Below are 16,554 nucleotides of genomic sequence, written 5' to 3'. Positions count from 1 at the left end.
CGCCGACGCCCGGGGGCGGATCAGTCGTCGTCGACCTCGCCGGCGAGCGCCTTCGCGGCGAGGTTCTCCTCCTCCGCGACCTCCCACACCTCCTTGGCTGCCCGTAGGTTCAGCGCCAGGATGCCGATCCCGAGTAGCAGGTCCGGCCAGCCGTTGGGCACCAGCGTGAGCGTGACGATGCCCATCGCGATGATGCCGAGGTTGATGATCACGTCGTTGCGGGCGGCGAGCCACGCAGCGCGGGTCAGGGAGCCGCCGTGGTCACGCTGCCGCAGAAGCAGAATCGCGCAGATGGTGTTGATGACGACGGCGCCGCCGGCGGTGAGGATCAGCGAGAGAGGGTCTGGTGCGTCTGGGTTCTGGAACTTGGCGATCGCCATCCACAGCGCGGCCACGGCGGGCACCAGGATGATCCCGGCCATCACCTTGCCCGCCACGGAGCGGTGCGCCAGCGGCCAGCCCAGTGCGGCGAAGATCAGCAGGTTGACCGCGGTGTCCTCGAGGAAGTCCACCGAGTCCGCGAACAGCGACACCGACCCGATGGCCAGCGCCACCGCGTTCTCGACGAAGAAGTAGCCCAGGTTCAGCAGGGCGACGATGAGGACGGTCCGTTTGAGGGCGCGGACGCGGGTGGGGTCGATTTCGTGCACGGCCGACAGGGTACCCCTCGCAGAGTGGGGGTCCAGGGCCGGTCTACCCTCCCCGGATCCCCACTCTCGGAGGGCCGCGCAGCGCCCCCGCCGGCTGAGGTGCCGCGCAGCGCCCCCGCTGGCTGAGGTGCCGCGCAGCGGCCTCGAAGCCTCACACAAGTGACCCTGTCAGCAAACGTCAGTGAGGCCTCGAGGCTCGTCGCTGCGCTCCTCACTCCTCAGCCCGGGGGAAGTCCTTCCGCGACACCCGCGCATCGCGTAGGCTGGAATCACCCAAGAAAGGTCAGGACAAATGAGTCTCTCCATCGGGGTCATCGGCGCAGGCATCATGGGCGCCGATCACGCTCAGAACATCCATCGATTCATCGCAGGCGCCGACGTCGTCGCCATCGCTGATCCGGACAAAGACCGCGCCGAAGCGGCCATCGCCGGAATCCCCGGCGCCCGCGTCCTCACGGACCCGAGCCACCTCATCACGGCCGACGATGTGGACGCCGTCGTCATCGCCTCACCGGACTTCCTGCACGCGGAACAGGTCAAGGCCTGCCTCGAGGCCGGCAAGCATGTGCTGGTCGAGAAGCCGCTGGCCTACGACTCGGCCACCTGCGCCGAGGTGGTCGCGGCCCACCGCATCGCCGTCGGTGGCGGAACCGCCCGCGCCGCCGTCGGATTCATGCGCCGGTTCGACCCCGGCTACGTGGCCATGAAGGCGGCCATCACGTCCCGCCAGCACGGCCGGCCGCTGATGATCCACTCCGTGGGTCGCGGCGTGTCCTCCGGGCCGGGGGCCACCAACGAGTCGGTGGTCTTCAACTCCGCCATCCACGACCTCGACCTCATTCCGTGGCTGCTGGACGCTCCCGTCACCGAGGTCAGCTGGCATGCCGGCCACCCGAGCTCCACCGCCAACAACCTCGCGGACCCGTTCCTCATCCTGGTCCGCACCGCCGACGGGTCCCTCAGCACCGTCGAGGTCTTCCTCAACGCCCGGTACGGCTACGACATCCGCTGCGACGCTGTCTGCGAGACCGGCGTGCTCACCGTCACCGAGCCAGCGAAGCTGCTGGTCAACGCCAACTTCGCCACCTCGTCGCCCATCGCCATGGACTGGCGTCCGCGCTTCGCGGACGCCTACCGGCTGGAGCTGCAGGAGTGGGTGGACTCCGTGCGCGAGGGTCGGCCGTCGACGGTGGCCACGCTGGAGGACGCCGAGCGGGCCACCCTCGTGGGCGAAGCCGTGGTCGAATCGATGCACACCGGCGGCAGGTTCGTCGAGGTCGATCGGTGAGGGCGCTCCCCCAGCCACGCCCCGTCGGCGATGTCCCCAGCCTGCGCTGGGGCATCCTCGGCACCGGCTGGATCGCGCACCAGTTCGTCTCCACGCTGCTGGCCAACACGGGCCAGCGGGTGGTGGCGGTGGGGTCGCGGACGACTCAGCGGTCGCGGGAGTTCGCCGACGGGTTCGGTATCGAGCACGCGTTCGGCTCCTACGAGGAGTTGGTGAACTCTGACGTCGATGTCATCTACGTCGCGACGGGGCACCTCGACCACCTCGCCCACGCGCGGCTCGCGCTGGAGGCCGGCAAGCCGGTGCTGGTGGAGAAGCCGATGACGCCGAAGCTCGCAGACACGGAGGAGCTGGTGGGGGTGGCCCGCAGCCGTGGGCTGTTCTGCATGGAGGGCGTGTGGTCGCTGGCGCTGCCGCGTTACGACGTCGTCCGGCAGATCCTCGAGAGTGGAATGCTGGGCGAGGTCCGGTCCGTGGCCGCCGACATGGGCGAGTACCTCGTCGACCACCACCGAGCCATGGACCCGGCGCAGGCCGGCGGCGCCATGAACGACCTGGGCACCTACCCGCTGATGTTCGTGGACTGGGTTCTGCCGGGCTTGAGTGTCGCGGCGGCCACCGGGCAGCGGCACGCGACGGGCGCCGTCGGGCAGTTCGCGGCGCTGCTGGTTGATGGCGAGTCGAGGCAGGCGGTGGTGCACGCGTCGATGGTCGCGGACACGCCGACGACGGCGGTGGTCGCGGGGTCCGAGGCCACCCTCGTCCTCGACGGACCGTTCTACCATCCTGGCCCCGTGGAGGTGCGGTTCCGTGACGGCGAGGTGCTCCGCTGGGAGGAGGAGCGGGTGGCGCACGTGGGGCTCTACCACGAGGCGCTCGAGGTGGCGCGGTGCATCGGCGCGGGGCTGACGGAATCGCCGATCCGGCCCTTGGACGCGACGCTGTCCACCATCACTCTGATGGAGCGGGCCCGCGATCTCATGGGCGACCCCCTCCCCTGACCCGCCCGTGGGGCTCGCCCCACCCGCTGGGGGCGTCGACGCGGCACCGGGCCGCTCGCGCGCCGCAGCCGGCTCAACCAGCTGGGTCGTAAGCTCTCCCCATGTACGAACACGTGTTCTGGGACATGGGCGGCACCCTGGTGGACACCTACCCGGCCCTGGATTCCGCCCTGGCTGCGGTGGTCCGCGCCCACGGCGGCGCTGTGGACGTGGCTGAGGTGTCGCGGCTGACGCGGGTGTCGACGGGGCACGCCGTCGCGACACTCGCCGCTCGGTTCGGGGTGCCGGAGGCCGAGTTCGAGGCGGCGGAGGATGAGCTGAAGGCCCAGTGGCGGCTGGATCCGGCTCCGGCGATGCCGGGCGCGCGCCAGCTGCTGCATGACGTGCGGGCGGCCGGCGGACTCAACCTCGTCGTCACCCACCGCGACCGTGCAAGCGCGCAGTCACTGCTCGACGGCCTCGGGCTGGAGGCGGACGATCTCATTTCCACCACCGACGGGTACCCGCGCAAGCCGGACCCTGCGATGTACCTCGCGATGCTGCAGCGGCACGGGCTGGACCCGGCGGGGTGCCTCGCCGTGGGCGACCGTCCGATCGACGCGGACGCCGCCGCAGCGGCGGGGCTGGCCACGGCGACCCTCGAGTCGCCGGAGGCGCCGGTGGAAGACCGCGCGGACCACTCCGTCGCCACTCTGGACGAGCTCCGCCCTCTCCTCGGGCTGTCGGAAGGCTGAGGGTCGGGGGCCCGGCGCGGTTGCTGTTCCTCCAGAGCGGTCCTCGGGGCCCTGTGGGTCCCGAGTATCGCTCTGGAGGAACATCTACCGCACGACCCCGGGGAGCCCCGACCGGAACCCGGCCACTCTAGTTGAAGATTGGATTACCTTGCGGCGCGGCGTAGACTGTCGGCCGTGAACCATCGCCTCCTCCTCGTCCATGCCCACCCCGACGACGAGTCCAGCCAGTCCGTCGCCACCATGGCGCGGTACCTCGACGAGGGCGCCCAGGTCACGTTGGTCACCTGCACGCTCGGCGAGCTCGGCGAGATCATGCTGCCCGAGTGGCAGCACTTCACCCCCGCCCAACTCGGCGACCACCGTCGGATGGAGATCGACGCGGCGCTGCGCGAGGTAGGCGTGACCGATCACGTGTACCTCGGCGGCGTGGGCCGCTATCACGACTCCGGCATGACCACCGGACCCGACGGCAAGGCGGCCGTGCCGGACGGGATGCCCGCCAACGCGTTCTGGCGCGCCGACCTCCTCGAGGCGGCCAACCACCTAGTCGAGGTGATCCGCAGCCGCCGCCCCCAGGTGGCCGTCACCTACGATCCGCACGGCAACTACGGCCACCCCGATCACATTCAGGCGCACCGGGTGCTCATGTATGCGAGCGTGCTGGCGGCCTCGCCGTCGCACCGCCCAGACCTCGGCGCACCGTGGCAGATCCGCCGCATCCTCTGGAACACCCACAACACGGACAAGTGGGTAGAGGCGTACTTGATCGCGAAGGAGCGCGGGCTGGAGTTGTGGCCGGAGCAGGAGCGCGACGCCGACAGCTTCGGGCCGGACCCGGCGCAGATCGTGGCGCTGATCGAGACCGCGCCGTGGCTGGACGTGTGCCGGCGGGCGCTGGGCTCTCACCGTAGCCAGGTGGACATCGAGCACCCGTTCTGGCAGTTCTACCGGATCATGCAGGAGCTCCCGGGCTCCGGCGAGGCGTACCTCATGGGCGCCGGGGAGCCGTTCCCAAAGGGCGACGGGCTAGCCAGCTGCCTGTTCGCCGGCCTGCGGAGCGACGACGTCGCCGGCTGACCGGGACAGGAAAAGGGCCCTCGATGACGCTCATCGCGGGCCCCTTCTTGTGGAGTGCTAGCTCGCCAGCAGCGCGGCGAACTCGACGAAACCGTCGTCTGTGGCCTGACGGGGCGCCGCCACGAGGGCGGCGGCCAGCTCGTCGGCCCCCTCCTTCACCCGCCTGGCGAGCGATGCGGCGCCGGGACCGCCGAAATCGGAGGTCGCGGCGAACACGGCGGTGCGCACTGGCAGCGCGCCCAGATAGCTGAACAGCGGGCGCATCGCGAACTCAAGCATCAGCGAGTGCCGCTCGGTGCCTCCGGTGGCGGCCATCAGCACGGGCTTCCCGGCGAGCGTGCCCGGCTCCAGGATGTCGAAGAAGCTCTTGACGAGCCCGCTCATGGACGCGGAGAAGGTGGGCGACACCACGACCAGCGCGTCCGCCCGGGCCACGGCGTCGACCACCGTGGCGAGCTCACCGGTCGGGAATCCGGTGAGCATGGCGTCGACGATGGGGTGGGCCAGCTCGCGCAGCTCGGCGACCGTCACCTCGGCGCTCTCGCCTCGCTCCAGCAGGTTCTCGCGGAGGCGGGACACCACGGCGTCGCCGAGGACGCGGGTGGACGACGGCGTGCCGAGGCCGCCGGAGATGACGACGATGCGGGACATGGGGATGGTTCCTTTCGCGGAAGGGGCGTGCTGGGCTGGAGGGGGTTTGAGCAAATAGCACGAGTCGATGCGGTTTGATCGTTCAAGAAGGCCGGTTTCGCGGTTTGATCCGTGCCATTTGCTCAAACCCCGACCCGCGCCGAGCGGAACTCAGAGGCGGTTGTCGTCCTCGGCCCGGGTTCCGGTCCACCGGTCGACGGAGGGCTCGGTGCGCTCCGGCTCCTCGACGGGGGCGCGGGCGGCCAGGAGCGAGGCGTGGGTGGGCGCATCGGGCACGTGGGCGGGCTTCAGCGCCGCGAACTCCTTCCGAAGCACTGGCACCACCTCCTCGCCGAGCATGTCGATCTGCTCCAGCACCGTCTTCTGCGGCAGGCCCGCGTGATCCATCAGGAACAGCTGGCGCTGGTAGTCGCCCGCGTACTCCCGGAAGCCGAGGACCCGCTCGATCACCTGCTGCGGCGAGCCCACCGTCAGCGGCGTCTCCCGCGTGAACTCCTCCAACGACGGCCCGCCGCCGTAGACCGGCGCGTGGTCGAAGTAGGGGCGGAACTCGCGGATGGCGTCCTGCGAGTTCTTCCGCATGAACACCTGCCCGCCGAGCCCGACGATGGCCTGGTCAGCCCGTCCGTGGCCGTAGTGCTCGAACCGACGACGGTACAGCTCCACCATGCGCCGGGTGTGGCTCGGGGGCCAGAAGATGTTGTTGTGGAAGAAGCCGTCGCCGTAATAGGCGGCCTGTTCGGCGATCTCGGGCGAGCGGATGGAGCCGTGCCACACGAACGGCGCCACACCGTCGAGCGGGCGGGGGGTGGAGGTGAAGCCGTGCAGCGGGGTGCGGTACCTGCCATCCCAGTCGACCGATTCCTCGCGCCAGAGCTGGTGCAGCAGGGCGTAATTCTCCACCGCGAGCGCGATGCCGTCGCGGATGTCCTTGCCGAACCACGGGTAGACCGGCCCGGTGTTACCGCGGCCCAGGATGAGATCCACGCGACCCTCGGCCAGGTGGGACACGTAGGCGTAGTCCTCCGCGAGGCGGACCGGGTCGTTGGTGGTGATCAGCGTGGTGGCCGTCGAGAGGATCAGCCGCTCGGTCTGGGCAGCCAGGTAAGCCATCAGCACCGTCGGGTTGGCCGGCGCTACGAACGGCGGGTTGTGGTGCTCGCCGGTGGCGAAGACATCCAGCCCCACCTCCTCGGCCTTCTTCGCCAGCTCCACCGTCGCGCGGATGCGCTCGTGCTCGGTGGGAGTGCGCCCCGTGGTGGGGTCTGTGGTGATGTCCCCAATGCTGAAGATGCCGAACTGCATGACTGCTCCAAACTGTTTGCTACCTCTACGATAGACCAAACAAGTTGAAAATGAAACTATTCCCGATCAGGGACGGCGGCGTCCGAGCAGCCACATGATGAACCCCACGACGAGCAGTGTGAATCCGATGCCGAGCAACGCGATCACGCCGAGCAGGCCGCCCACGGAGCCGACGATGTCCCCCACGTCGAGCGGCGGCGCGATGAGGAGGCCGGTCTGTTCGCAACTGACGGTGTACTCGCCCTCGGGCTCGCCCGGACCGCCGATCCTGGCCATCGATTCGTAACTCACGTTGTTGACCGAGAACTGATAGCTCGCGCCCCCGAGGTCGATGTTGGGCACGGCCTCGGTGGGGCCGATGATGTCGCAGACCGGCATGATCCCGCTGGGCGCGTAGAGCACCAGCGAGTCACCACCTGTGACGGTGACGACTGTCTCTCCCACCACCGGCGTGCTCTGGCTGGCCGACGGAATGATCTGCATGAAGCTCCGCCCGACGGAGAACCCCAGCACCACACCGGCCACCAGCATCACCGCGCCGACGGCGGTCAGGATGGGCCCCAGCTTGCTGCGAGGCTTCGCCGGCTGCTGCCAAGCCCCGGGCTGCCCGGGCCACTGAGCGGATGGCTGGGCCTGACCGTAAGGAGGCTGGCCCTGACCGTAGGGCGGTTGACTAGGCCCATAGGGCGGCTGACCAGGCCCGCCGCCCCACGGAGGCTGAGGGTTCGACGGCGGCTGGGGTGCGCTCATGCCGCCACTATGCCACCGCCTCAGCAGACCTTTCGGGTCCAGCCGAACTTGTCCTCGGCGCGGCCGAACTGGATGTCGACAAGGTGCTGGCGGATCTCACGGGTCTTGCGGCCCGGGACGCCGTCGGCCACGGTCTGCACGCCCCGAGCCGGCGAGTTGAACCCGGTGATGGGCGTGACGACGGCGGCGGTCCCGCAGGCGAACACCTCCGGGATCTGACCCGATTCCACGCCGTCGAGCACCTCGTCGACCGAGATGGGGCGCTCCACCGGCTCGAGCCCGTGCTCGGCCGCGAGCACCAGGATGGATTCGCGGGTCACGCCGGCGAGGATGGAGCCCAGCGACGGGGTCACCAGTTCGTCGTCGGCGGTGACGAACATGATGTTCATCGTGCCGCACTCCTCCACCCACTTGTGCTCGGCGCCGTCGGTCCACAGCACCTGTCCGCAGCCGTTGGCCGCAGCCTCCTGCGTGGCGACGAGGCTGGCGGCGTAGTTGCCGCCGCACTTCGCAGTGCCGGTGCCGCCGGGGGCGGCGCGGGTGTAGTTGGGCGTGATCCACAGCTTCACCGGCTCCGAGTAGTACGGGCCGGCCGGCGTGGCGATGACGGCGAAGCGGTAGGTGTGGGCCTCGCGGACGCCGAGGTACGGCTCAGAGGCGATCATGAACGGGCGCAGGTACAGGCTCTGCTCGTTCTCGCCCACAGGCACCCAGTCCCGCTCCAGCTCGACGAGCTGGGTGACCGAGTCCAGGAACAGTTCCTCCGGCAGCACCGCCATACCCATCCGCTTCGCGGACTGGACGAAGCGCGCGGCGTTGCGCTCGGGGCGGAACAGCCAGATGGAGTCGTCGTCGCGGCGGTACGCCTTGAGGCCCTCGAAGATCTCCTGCCCGTAGTGCAGGACGGCGGCCGCGGGGTGCAGCGCCCACTCCGTCATCGGCACGAGGCGCGGCTCCTGCCAGCCGTCGCCGCCCTGGTAGTCGATGACCGCCATGTGGTCCACGTAATAGCGGCCGAAGCCCGGGTCCGCGAGAGCCGCCAGGCGAGCGGCGTCCGCTGTGGGGGTGGTGGTGCGGGTGAGCGAGAACGTGGCCATGGTCATTGATGGTAGACCCCAGATTTTCCGCCGTCCGCCCTGTCCACAGGTTCGACGACGTCCGAGATCGAGCCGTCGTGGTGTAGCTCCAGGCGCCTCCCGACGGCGAGGCGAGCGAGGAAATCGTCGTCGTGCGAGACGACGAGGAGGCCGCCGCGGTACTGCCGCAGTGCGTCGACGAGGACCTCAACGGTGGCGAGGTCGAGGTTGTTGGAGGGTTCGTCGAGGATGAGCAGCTGCGCGGGTGGCTCCGCGAGGAGAAGCGCGGCCAGGGAGGCGCGGAACCGTTCGCCGCCGGAGAGGGTGCCGAGGGGCCGGAGGGCCGCGTCGCCGCGGAGGCCGAAGCGGGCGAGGCGGTTGCGGATGGCGCCAGGCTCGACGGTGGGGGCGGCGTCGCGGATGCAGTCGAGGACGGCGCGGGCGTCGTCGAGGTGGTCGAGCCGCTGCGGCAGGTACCCGACGCGGGCGGTGATCGAGCCGGCTGCTCCGCTCCCTGAGGGGGCCCACCCGCGGAGCGGCGTGGCCCGTCTCTCGCTCCCTGAGGGGGCCCACCCGCGGAGCGGCGTGGCCCGTCTCTCGCTCCCTGAGGGGGCCCACCCGCGGAGCGGCGTGGCCCGTCTCGAAGGGTCGTGACCCGCGACAACAGCCGGCGCCACCATCGACTGGATCAGTAGCGTCTTCCCGACGCCGTTGGGGCCCACCAGCGCGACCCGCTCCGGGCCCTGGATGACGTGAACCGCGCCAGCGGCGTCGACGATCTCGGCCAGCCTCCGGCCCGTCCCGACACCCGGGTCCGGCAGATCGATCCTGACCCGCTCGTCGTCGCGGAGCCGGGCCTCGGCGTCGTCGACGGCGGAGCGCGCGGCCGCGATCTTGTCGTCGAACTCCCCGCGCGCCTTACCGATGGCCTTCTCGGAGCGGTTGGCGTAGAAGTCGCGGGCGGCCTTGCTCACCCCGCGCGCGGCCGCGGGCTTGCCTGCGTTCTCGCGCCTGGCCAGGCGTTTCTCCGCCTCGACCTTCTGGCGCTTCTCAGTGCGCAGCTGCTGCTCGGCCGCCCGGAGTGCGCGCCCGGCGGCCTCCTGGGAGATACCCACCGCCTCGCGGTACACCTCCCAGTTGCCGCCGAACGCCTCGACCTCGCCGTCGCGCACCTCGACGATCGAGCCGACGCGACGCAGCAGCTCGACGTCGTGGCTGACCACCACCGCGGTGCCGCGCCAGCGTTCGAGCAGCGAGTAGACGCGGACGCGGGTGTTGCGGTCCAGGTTGTTGGTGGGCTCGTCGAGGAGGACCACATCGAGTCGACGCACGCTCAGTCCCACCAGCGCCACCAGCATCGCCTCGCCTCCGGAGAGGGTGCCGACGGGCCGGTCCAGGCCCAGGTCCAGGCCGACGGCGCCCAGTTCCTCGGCGGCGCGGGCCTCGATGTCCCAGTCGTCGCCGACGGCGTCGAAGTGCGCCGGGTCGGGGTCCCCGGCGACGATGGCGCGCACGGCGTCGACCTGCGCCCGGATGCCCAGGAGGTCGGCAACCGTGTCGTCGGTGCGGAGGGTCAGGTTCTGGGGAAGGACGCCCACGCTCCCGCCGACGACAACGGTGCCCGCCGTCGGGGCAATCTCGCCGGTGATGAGCTTCAGGAGGGTGGACTTGCCGGAGCCGTTGTCGCCGACGACCCCCGTGACACCGGGGGAGAAGGCGAGCGTGACGTCATCGAGGCAGGGAGTGCCGTCGGGCCAGGTGAGGCGGACGCGGTTGAACGTGACTGAAAACAAAAGAACTCCGATCGATCAGCGGGACGCGCTGAGACCGGAGCGGACAGCTCGACGGGTCAGCGCAGGGGCGCGGTGCCGATCAGATCTGTCACTGGAGTTCTCCTCGTGAGGGAATACGTCAGAAATATGATGCCACGCGTCCCGTCGTTGGCCAACCGACCCACAGCGGGCTGAGGCGCGAGGAGCGTTCAGTCCTGCGGAATGCGACCCTCCAACGCCCACGCCAGGAACTCCCTCAGGTCGCCCGTCTCGCCGTCGCGACCCCCGCGCCCGATCACCAGCGGCGCCAAAGTCGGCTCCAGCTTCACCCCGCGGAGGCGCTCCATCAGCCCGCCGGGGACGGTCAGGGAGTAGTAGTTGCCTTCGGTGTCGATGCCGACGGAGTGGTTGGTGCGCAGGTACCAGCCCACCTTGTCCGTCTTGACGGGGTGACCGCTCAGCGTCCGCGCCTGCAGGGGTCGGGGCTCGAGCCCCTGGGCGCGCGCGGCGACGATGAACTCGTCGATCAGCACCTTCGCACGGGCAGCCTCGGCTCGCGCGTGCCCCTCGGTGAGCTCGTGCCTGATTTTGGCCGCCTTCTGGCGCTCCGTGAGTTCCTCTGCCACACCCCCAGGCTAGACGACGACGCCGCCCTCAGATGGTGAAGCCGCCGTCGACGACGATCTCCTGGCCGGTGATGTAGGCCGCCTCCTCTGTGACCAGGAATGCGACCGCCGCCGCGACCTCCCCAGGGGCGCCGAAACGCCGCGCCGGGATCGAGGCCTGAAGGCGCTGCGCGTCCGCCGCGTCAGTGTGGAGGCGCTTGAGCCGCTCTGTCGCGGTGTAGCCGGGGGCCACGGTGTTGCAGGTGACCCCGTCCTTGGCGACCTCCATCGCCAGGGTCCGCAGATGGTTGGTCACCGCGGCCCGCATGGCGTTGCTCACCGGCAGGTTCAGCGCCGGTCGCCGCACGGTGAGGCTGGTGATCGCGACGATCCGTCCCCAGCCCCGCTCCCGCATCCCCGCCAGCACGCCGTCGGCGAGCCTCACCGTCGACATGAAGGTGGTCTCGAATCCCGCCTCCCACGCCTCCGGGGACACCTCACTCGGGAGCCCGGGCGGCGGTCCGCCCGCGTTGCTGACCAGGATGTCCACGTCACCGGCCCGGTCGACGAGGCGCAGCACGTCTGCCTCACGGCTCACGTCGGCGGGCACCCAGGAGGCGCCGATCCGCTCGGCCGCCGCCTTCAGCTCCGCCCCGTTGCGCGCCGCGATGGTGACTTCTGCCCCCATCTCGCGTAACACCTTCGCCGTCGCGAACCCGATCCCCCTGCTGGCGCCCGTCACGAGGGCGCGCTTCCCGTCGATCCTGAACATGGCCATGGTGACGACGCTACTCCGCCCATGCGCCCAGCAGTAGACCCCAACGCCGACCCCACTCATGCCGCGGCAACCCTCGTCTGAGAAACTGGTCGGACCGCTCTCTAGGAGGTCCCATGCCGGAGTTTCGCTACGTTGACATGCTGCCGATCGGGCATGACGAGACGCCCTACCGACTGCTCACCACCGAAGGTGTGGAGACGGTGGAGGGACCTGAGGGGCGACGATTCCTCAAGGTGGCGCCCGAGGCCCTGACGCTGCTGTCCGAGACCGCGATGCACGACATCGGCCACTACCTGCGCCCCGCGCACCTGCAGCAGCTGCGCAACATCCTCGACGACGAGGAGGCCTCCCCCAACGACAAGTTCGTGGCGCTGGACCTCATGAAGAATGCGAACATCGCCGCCGGCGGGATCCTGCCCATGTGCCAGGACACCGGCACCGCCATCATCATGGGCAAGCGCGGCCAGCAGGTACTCAGCGAGGGCACCGACGAGCGGCCCCTGTCGATGGGCGTGTTCAACGCCTACACCAAGCTCAACCTGCGCTACTCGCAGAACGCGCCTCTGACGATGTGGGAGGAGAAGAACACCGGCTCCAACCTGCCCGCGCAGATCGAGCTCTACGCAGACACCGCCGTCGGGCATGAGAACTCCTACAAGTTCCTGTTCATGGCCAAGGGCGGCGGCTCGGCCAACAAGAGCTACCTGTACCAGGAGACGAAGGCGGTCCTGAACCCCGCGTCGATGATGAAGTTCCTCGAGGAGAAGCTGCGCTCGCTCGGCACCGCGGCCTGCCCGCCGTACCACCTGGCCATCGTGGTGGGCGGCACGTCGGCGGAGTTCGCGATGAAGACGGCCAAGTACGCCTCCGCAAAGTACCTCGACACCCTGCCCACCGAGGGGTCGATGGCGGCGCACGGCTTCCGCGACGTCGAGCTGGAGAACGAGGTCCTGGAGCTCACCCGCAAGCTCGGCATCGGCGCCCAGTTCGGCGGCAAGTACTTCTGCCACGACGTGCGCGTCATCCGGCTGCCCCGCCACGGGGCGTCGCTGCCCGTCGCGATCGCGGTCAGTTGCTCCGCGGACCGCCAGTGCCTCGGCAAGATCACCCCCGAGGGTGTGTTCATCGAGCAGCTCGAGTTCGACCCCGCCCGCTTCATGCCCGAGCACGTCGACGAGGAGCTGGACGCCCAGACCGACGGCATCACCGGCACCGGCCAGGGCGCGGCCGTCCGCATCGACCTCAACCGCCCCATGCCCGAGATCCTCGACGAACTGCGCAAGCACCCCGTCAAGACGCGCGTCATGCTCAACGGGCCGCTCATCGTCGGCCGCGACATCGCACACGCCAAGATCAAGGAGCGCCTCGACGCCGGCGAGCCGATGCCGCAGTACCTGAAGGACCACCCCGTCTACTACGCCGGCCCGGCCAAGACCCCCGAGGGCATGGCGTCCGGTTCGTTCGGGCCCACGACGGCGGGCCGCATGGACTCCTACGTGGACCAGTTCCAGGGCGCGGGCGGCTCGATGATCATGCTGGCCAAGGGCAACCGCTCGCAGTCGGTCACCGACGCATGCCACAAGCACGGCGGGTTCTACCTCGGCTCCATCGGCGGCCCCGCCGCCCGCCTGGCGCAGGACTGCATCAAGCACGTCGAGGTGGTGGAGTACGCGGAGCTCGGCATGGAGGCGATCTGGAAGATCGACGTGGTGGACTTCCCGGCGTTCATCATCGTCGACGACAAGGGCAACGATTTCTTCGCCGAGGTCAACAAGCCCATCGCCCTGACCATCCCGAAGCGCGAAGGAATGGCACCCTTAACGCCCGCTGGGTGAGCCAGCCGCGGCGCGCAGCGCCCGCCGCTGAGTCGAAGCCCCTTGCGCCCGGTGCAGGGAGCCCCGACACGACCCCGGGCGGCCATGGTCCACCGTCGGCCGTTTTGCTGCCAGCCTGGCTGTGGTCGGGAAGTGAAGCCGCCCGGGCCTCGTGTCAGGTCTCCCTGCACTCGTCTTCCAGTGGCGTGGTCCCTTCCGGGCGCGTGCCGTCACGGCGGCCTCGGGCCGGGTCTGCTCAGGCGTGTTCCGTCGAGTGATGGTCGGGTTGGGCGTGCACGCGCGCAGCCGCCCTGCCGTCCCGCACCCTCGCTCGCAACTCAAAGCCCGTCCCTTCCCCGAATGCCTACTCGGTAGAAATCGTGGCCAACACCACACCAGACCTACCCAATAGTCGACGGGGAGATGAGAGTTCTCTCATGCGCGCGTCGCTCCCCGCTCATGCGGGCGGTGTTGACTGGTGTGGTCGAGGAGGTCTGACATGAAACGGACGCTGGCCGGGTTGGCGCTGATCGTCGCCGTGGCAGCCGCAGGGGTGTGGGCGGTGGCGAGCATGGTCCCACCGGCGGGCACCCCGGTTCGCGAGCCGGCCCTGATGGTGCCCGCCGCGGGGTCGCCGTCGCCGGAATCGACCATCACTCCGACCATCCCCACACCGTCCCCGTCCGACTCGGCTTACCCGGGCGCCACGTCCGGATCGACGACGACGCCTTCGCCGTCCGCGACCCAGACCGCCCACGAGGCCGAGGCGCCCCAGACCGTCGCGGCCCCGAAGCCGAGCTACTACGACGACGACGACGACGACGATGATGATGATGACGACGACCGGGACGATGACGATGACTGACGCGCAGTCACGTCATACCAGCCGGTAGCCCATGCCCCGCACGGTCTCGAACCGCTCCCTGCCCAGCTTTCCCCGCAGGTATCTCACGTACACGTCGACGACGTTGGAGCCGGGGTCGAAGTCGAACCCCCACACATTGCTCAGCAGTTGCTCCCTGCTCAGCACCTGACCGGGGTTGCGCAGGAACGTCTCCGCGAGCGCGAACTCCCGCGCCGACAGGTCCACCGATTTCTCTCCGACGGTCGCGCGGCGGGTTCGAAGATCGAGGGACAACCCGTTGTGGCTGAGCTGCGTCGGGTCCCCCGCCGTCGACCCCGCGTCCGTGCGCAACCGCAGCCGGATCCGCGCCAGCAGCTCCTCGAACGAGAACGGCTTGGGCATGTAATCGTCCGCGCCACCCTCGAGGCCAGCTACCCGGTCCGCCACCGATGACCGCGCGGTGAGCAGGATCACCGGGACCGCGACCCCTTGGCCACGGATCTGTTCGAGCACCTCGAAGCCGTCGATGTCCGGCAGTCCGACGTCCAGCACCACGAGATCGAAGCCGCCGTGGATCGCCAGCGATGCCCCTTCCGCGCCGCTCGCCGTCGAGTGCGAGGTGAACCCGGCGGACTTCAACCCCTTCGCAATGAACGACGCGATCCGCGCCTCGTCCTCGATGATCAGAATCGTGCTCATGAGACGTCGGCCTCCTCGACGGCACGCTCGGGCCCGAGCGGCAGATTGATGGTGAACGTGGACCCGACGCCGGGCTCGGACTCGATGTCCAGCCGTCCGCCGTGTGCGGCGAGGATGGTCTCGACGATGCTGAGCCCCAGCCCGGCGCCGGCCGCGTGGCTCTCGGCTTCCCGGGTCCGCCCGAACCGTTCCCGCACGGATGCCAGCTGATCCGGCGCGATCCCGATCCCCTCGTCGCGCACCCACAGCTGCACCTCGCCGCGGTGGAGCTGCGACCCCAACGCGATCGCCGAGCCCGGCGAGGAGTACTTCACCGCGTTGGCCGCCAACTGAAGCCAGGCCTGGGTGATCCGTGACGGGTCCAGCCACGCCTCGGCGGACGCGATGCGCTCCAGGCGCCACACCCTGTCCCCCAGGGCGCGCGACTTCTCCAGCGTCTGGTCGGTCAGGGCGGCCAGGTCCACCCACCGCGGCTGGACGAAGTCGCTCTCGCCGGCCCGGGCGAGCATGAGGAGGTCGTTGACCAACACCCCCATGCGGTCCACCTCCTCCAGCACCAGGTCGCGGGTCTGCCGGACGTCGTGCGGATCGTGGACGTCGATGAGTTCCATGTGGCCTCGGACGACAGTGATGGGCGTGCGCAGTTCGTGGCCCACATCGTCGAGCAGCTGCCGCTGCCCCTCGACGGAGTGCTGCACCCGGTCGAGCATGCGGTTGATGGTCGCGGACAGAGCGGTGAGGTCGTCGTTGCCGCGGAGCGGGACGCGGGAGGTGAGGTCGCGTTCGTCGATGGACTCGGCAGCCTCGCGCAGTTCCTCGATCGGGCGCAGCAACCTGCCGACCACGAGCCAGGCCAGGAAGACCACGAGCGCCATGGTGGCCAGCGCGATGGCGGCGTACACGGTCATGGTGCGGCGGAGTTCGGCCTCGGCCAGGCCACGGTCCACGACGTGAAGCAGGGCCCCGGTCTCAGTCGGGAACTTCACGGGCACCAGGAGCAGGTGATAGTCCCCCGTGGGCGTGCGGAGCCGCTCCAGGATGATCTCGTCGCCCGTCGCCCACGGAGTGGCGATGGCGATCAACTCGGCGTCGTCCTCCGGCCGCAGCGGCACATCCTCCGAGGCCACCCACCGCACCTGTGATCCCACGAACGCCACCTCGCCCTCGCCCGGGCCGACGACGGTGCGTTCGAGGTAGGTGCGCAGCAGTTCTGAGGGGCCAGCGAAGGGAGCGCCAGTCGCTGGGTCGACACCCCGGGTGGCCAGGACCCTGAGCTCGTCACGTGAGCGCTCCAGCTGGGCGTCCAGGTTCGCGGAGATCACGCGGTCCTGCACCCCGGCCACGATGGCGCCGGATGTAAGGAGGGACAGCCCGGCCAGCAGCACCATCGCCCACATGATGCGGGCCCGAATGGTCACCCGGGTGGCGCCCTGGGGGTCGGGGTCGGTCATGGGCTCCAGTCTGCCCGCTCCGGTGCCCTCTGCCGGGCGTGGCCGCGTGAGAAACGTCT

16 protein-coding genes are annotated in these 16,554 nt (G+C 69.8%); 6 read left to right on the top strand and 10 right to left on the bottom strand.

Features of this window, described 5'->3' with window-relative positions:
• Nucleotides 1-20: 20 nt before the first annotated feature.
• Entirely contained in the window at nucleotides 21-650 is a 630-nt protein-coding gene (locus ACX1D1_RS02415; RefSeq protein WP_370585769.1) for a cation efflux transmembrane domain-containing protein, read from the bottom strand.
• Nucleotides 651-942: 292 nt separating this feature from the next.
• Between ACX1D1_RS02415 and ACX1D1_RS02410 the strand changes: the two genes are divergently transcribed.
• The 4 genes from ACX1D1_RS02410 to mshB all read left to right on the top strand — a co-directional run bounded on the left by ACX1D1_RS02410 (nucleotide 943) and on the right by mshB (nucleotide 4,750).
• Entirely contained in the window at nucleotides 943-1,938 is a 996-nt protein-coding gene (locus tag ACX1D1_RS02410; RefSeq protein ID WP_182783473.1) for a Gfo/Idh/MocA family oxidoreductase, read from the top strand.
• A complete protein-coding gene (locus tag ACX1D1_RS02405; protein WP_459055770.1) occupies nucleotides 1,935-2,939 on the top strand; it encodes a Gfo/Idh/MocA family protein in 1,005 nt (334 codons plus the stop codon). Before ACX1D1_RS02410 ends, ACX1D1_RS02405 begins: the two co-directional genes overlap by 4 nt.
• A gap of 101 nt (nucleotides 2,940-3,040) precedes the next feature.
• On the top strand, nucleotides 3,041-3,673 hold the full coding sequence (locus ACX1D1_RS02400; RefSeq protein WP_459055769.1) for an HAD-IA family hydrolase: 633 nt from the start codon (nucleotides 3,041-3,043) through the stop codon (nucleotides 3,671-3,673).
• A gap of 174 nt (nucleotides 3,674-3,847) precedes the next feature.
• A complete protein-coding gene (gene mshB, locus ACX1D1_RS02395) occupies nucleotides 3,848-4,750 on the top strand; it encodes an N-acetyl-1-D-myo-inositol-2-amino-2-deoxy-alpha-D-glucopyranoside deacetylase (protein WP_459055768.1) in 903 nt (300 codons plus the stop codon).
• A 57-nt stretch (nucleotides 4,751-4,807) separates the two neighbouring features.
• Here the strand turns inward: mshB and ACX1D1_RS02390 are convergent, their stop codons facing one another.
• From ACX1D1_RS02390 to ACX1D1_RS02360, 7 genes are all read right to left on the bottom strand, one after another.
• Nucleotides 4,808-5,401, bottom strand: coding sequence for a CE1759 family FMN reductase (locus ACX1D1_RS02390; protein WP_459055767.1), 594 nt, complete (start codon nucleotides 5,399-5,401; stop codon nucleotides 4,808-4,810).
• 150 nt (nucleotides 5,402-5,551) lie between these two features.
• On the bottom strand, nucleotides 5,552-6,706 hold the full coding sequence (locus tag ACX1D1_RS02385; protein ID WP_459055766.1) for an LLM class flavin-dependent oxidoreductase: 1,155 nt from the start codon (nucleotides 6,704-6,706) through the stop codon (nucleotides 5,552-5,554).
• 66 nt (nucleotides 6,707-6,772) lie between these two features.
• On the bottom strand, nucleotides 6,773-7,456 hold the full coding sequence (locus tag ACX1D1_RS02380) for a hypothetical protein (protein WP_459055765.1): 684 nt from the start codon (nucleotides 7,454-7,456) through the stop codon (nucleotides 6,773-6,775).
• Between the two features lie 20 nt (nucleotides 7,457-7,476).
• Nucleotides 7,477-8,553, bottom strand: a complete 1,077-nt coding sequence (locus ACX1D1_RS02375; protein ID WP_459055764.1) for a branched-chain amino acid aminotransferase — start codon at nucleotides 8,551-8,553, stop codon at nucleotides 7,477-7,479.
• Between the two features lie 2 nt (nucleotides 8,554-8,555).
• A complete protein-coding gene (locus ACX1D1_RS02370) occupies nucleotides 8,556-10,325 on the bottom strand; it encodes an ATP-binding cassette domain-containing protein (protein WP_459055763.1) in 1,770 nt (589 codons plus the stop codon).
• Nucleotides 10,326-10,513: 188 nt separating this feature from the next.
• Nucleotides 10,514-10,930 carry a hypothetical protein gene (locus ACX1D1_RS02365; RefSeq protein ID WP_182783488.1) on the bottom strand — a complete coding sequence of 139 codons (417 nt, stop codon included), beginning with the start codon at nucleotides 10,928-10,930 and terminating at the stop codon, nucleotides 10,514-10,516.
• 28 nt (nucleotides 10,931-10,958) lie between these two features.
• A complete protein-coding gene (locus ACX1D1_RS02360; protein WP_459055762.1) occupies nucleotides 10,959-11,687 on the bottom strand; it encodes an SDR family oxidoreductase in 729 nt (242 codons plus the stop codon).
• 113 nt (nucleotides 11,688-11,800) lie between these two features.
• Here ACX1D1_RS02360 and ACX1D1_RS02355 point away from each other — a divergent pair, with 113 nt between their 5' ends.
• Both ACX1D1_RS02355 and ACX1D1_RS02350 read left to right on the top strand, forming a co-directional pair.
• Nucleotides 11,801-13,522: a fumarate hydratase gene (locus ACX1D1_RS02355; protein ID WP_459055761.1), complete on the top strand. Its 1,722-nt coding sequence runs from the start codon at nucleotides 11,801-11,803 to the stop codon at nucleotides 13,520-13,522.
• Between the two features lie 478 nt (nucleotides 13,523-14,000).
• Complete coding sequence (locus ACX1D1_RS02350) at nucleotides 14,001-14,366, top strand: hypothetical protein (RefSeq protein WP_182800555.1); 366 nt, start codon at nucleotides 14,001-14,003, stop codon at nucleotides 14,364-14,366.
• 12 nt (nucleotides 14,367-14,378) lie between these two features.
• Here ACX1D1_RS02350 and ACX1D1_RS02345 read toward each other — a convergent pair whose 3' ends face one another.
• Together ACX1D1_RS02345 and ACX1D1_RS02340 are read right to left on the bottom strand one after the other, a co-directional pair.
• Nucleotides 14,379-15,044, bottom strand: coding sequence for a response regulator transcription factor (locus ACX1D1_RS02345; RefSeq protein ID WP_182783496.1), 666 nt, complete (start codon nucleotides 15,042-15,044; stop codon nucleotides 14,379-14,381).
• Entirely contained in the window at nucleotides 15,041-16,495 is a 1,455-nt protein-coding gene (locus ACX1D1_RS02340) for a sensor histidine kinase (RefSeq protein ID WP_459055760.1), read from the bottom strand. Before ACX1D1_RS02340 ends, ACX1D1_RS02345 begins: the two co-directional genes overlap by 4 nt.
• Nucleotides 16,496-16,554 lie beyond the last annotated feature (59 nt).

Source organism: Tessaracoccus luoxuelianae (assembly GCF_054483915.1).
This window is presented reverse-complemented; position numbering and strand designations above follow the sequence as displayed.

Coding starts and splice junctions, on each gene's coding strand:
- ACX1D1_RS02375 (WP_459055764.1), bottom strand. CDS start 8,553: ATGGCCACGTTCTCGCTCACCCGCACCACCACCCCCACAGCGGACGCC.
- ACX1D1_RS02390 (WP_459055767.1), bottom strand. CDS start 5,401: ATGTCCCGCATCGTCGTCATCTCCGGCGGCCTCGGCACGCCGTCGTCC.
- ACX1D1_RS02350 (WP_182800555.1), top strand. CDS start 14,001: ATGAAACGGACGCTGGCCGGGTTGGCGCTGATCGTCGCCGTGGCAGCC.
- ACX1D1_RS02355 (WP_459055761.1), top strand. CDS start 11,801: ATGCCGGAGTTTCGCTACGTTGACATGCTGCCGATCGGGCATGACGAG.
- ACX1D1_RS02345 (WP_182783496.1), bottom strand. CDS start 15,044: ATGAGCACGATTCTGATCATCGAGGACGAGGCGCGGATCGCGTCGTTC.
- ACX1D1_RS02385 (WP_459055766.1), bottom strand. CDS start 6,706: ATGCAGTTCGGCATCTTCAGCATTGGGGACATCACCACAGACCCCACC.
- ACX1D1_RS02410 (WP_182783473.1), top strand. CDS start 943: ATGAGTCTCTCCATCGGGGTCATCGGCGCAGGCATCATGGGCGCCGAT.
- ACX1D1_RS02400 (WP_459055769.1), top strand. CDS start 3,041: ATGTACGAACACGTGTTCTGGGACATGGGCGGCACCCTGGTGGACACC.
- ACX1D1_RS02340 (WP_459055760.1), bottom strand. CDS start 16,495: ATGACCGACCCCGACCCCCAGGGCGCCACCCGGGTGACCATTCGGGCC.
- ACX1D1_RS02380 (WP_459055765.1), bottom strand. CDS start 7,456: ATGAGCGCACCCCAGCCGCCGTCGAACCCTCAGCCTCCGTGGGGCGGC.
- ACX1D1_RS02360 (WP_459055762.1), bottom strand. CDS start 11,687: ATGGCCATGTTCAGGATCGACGGGAAGCGCGCCCTCGTGACGGGCGCC.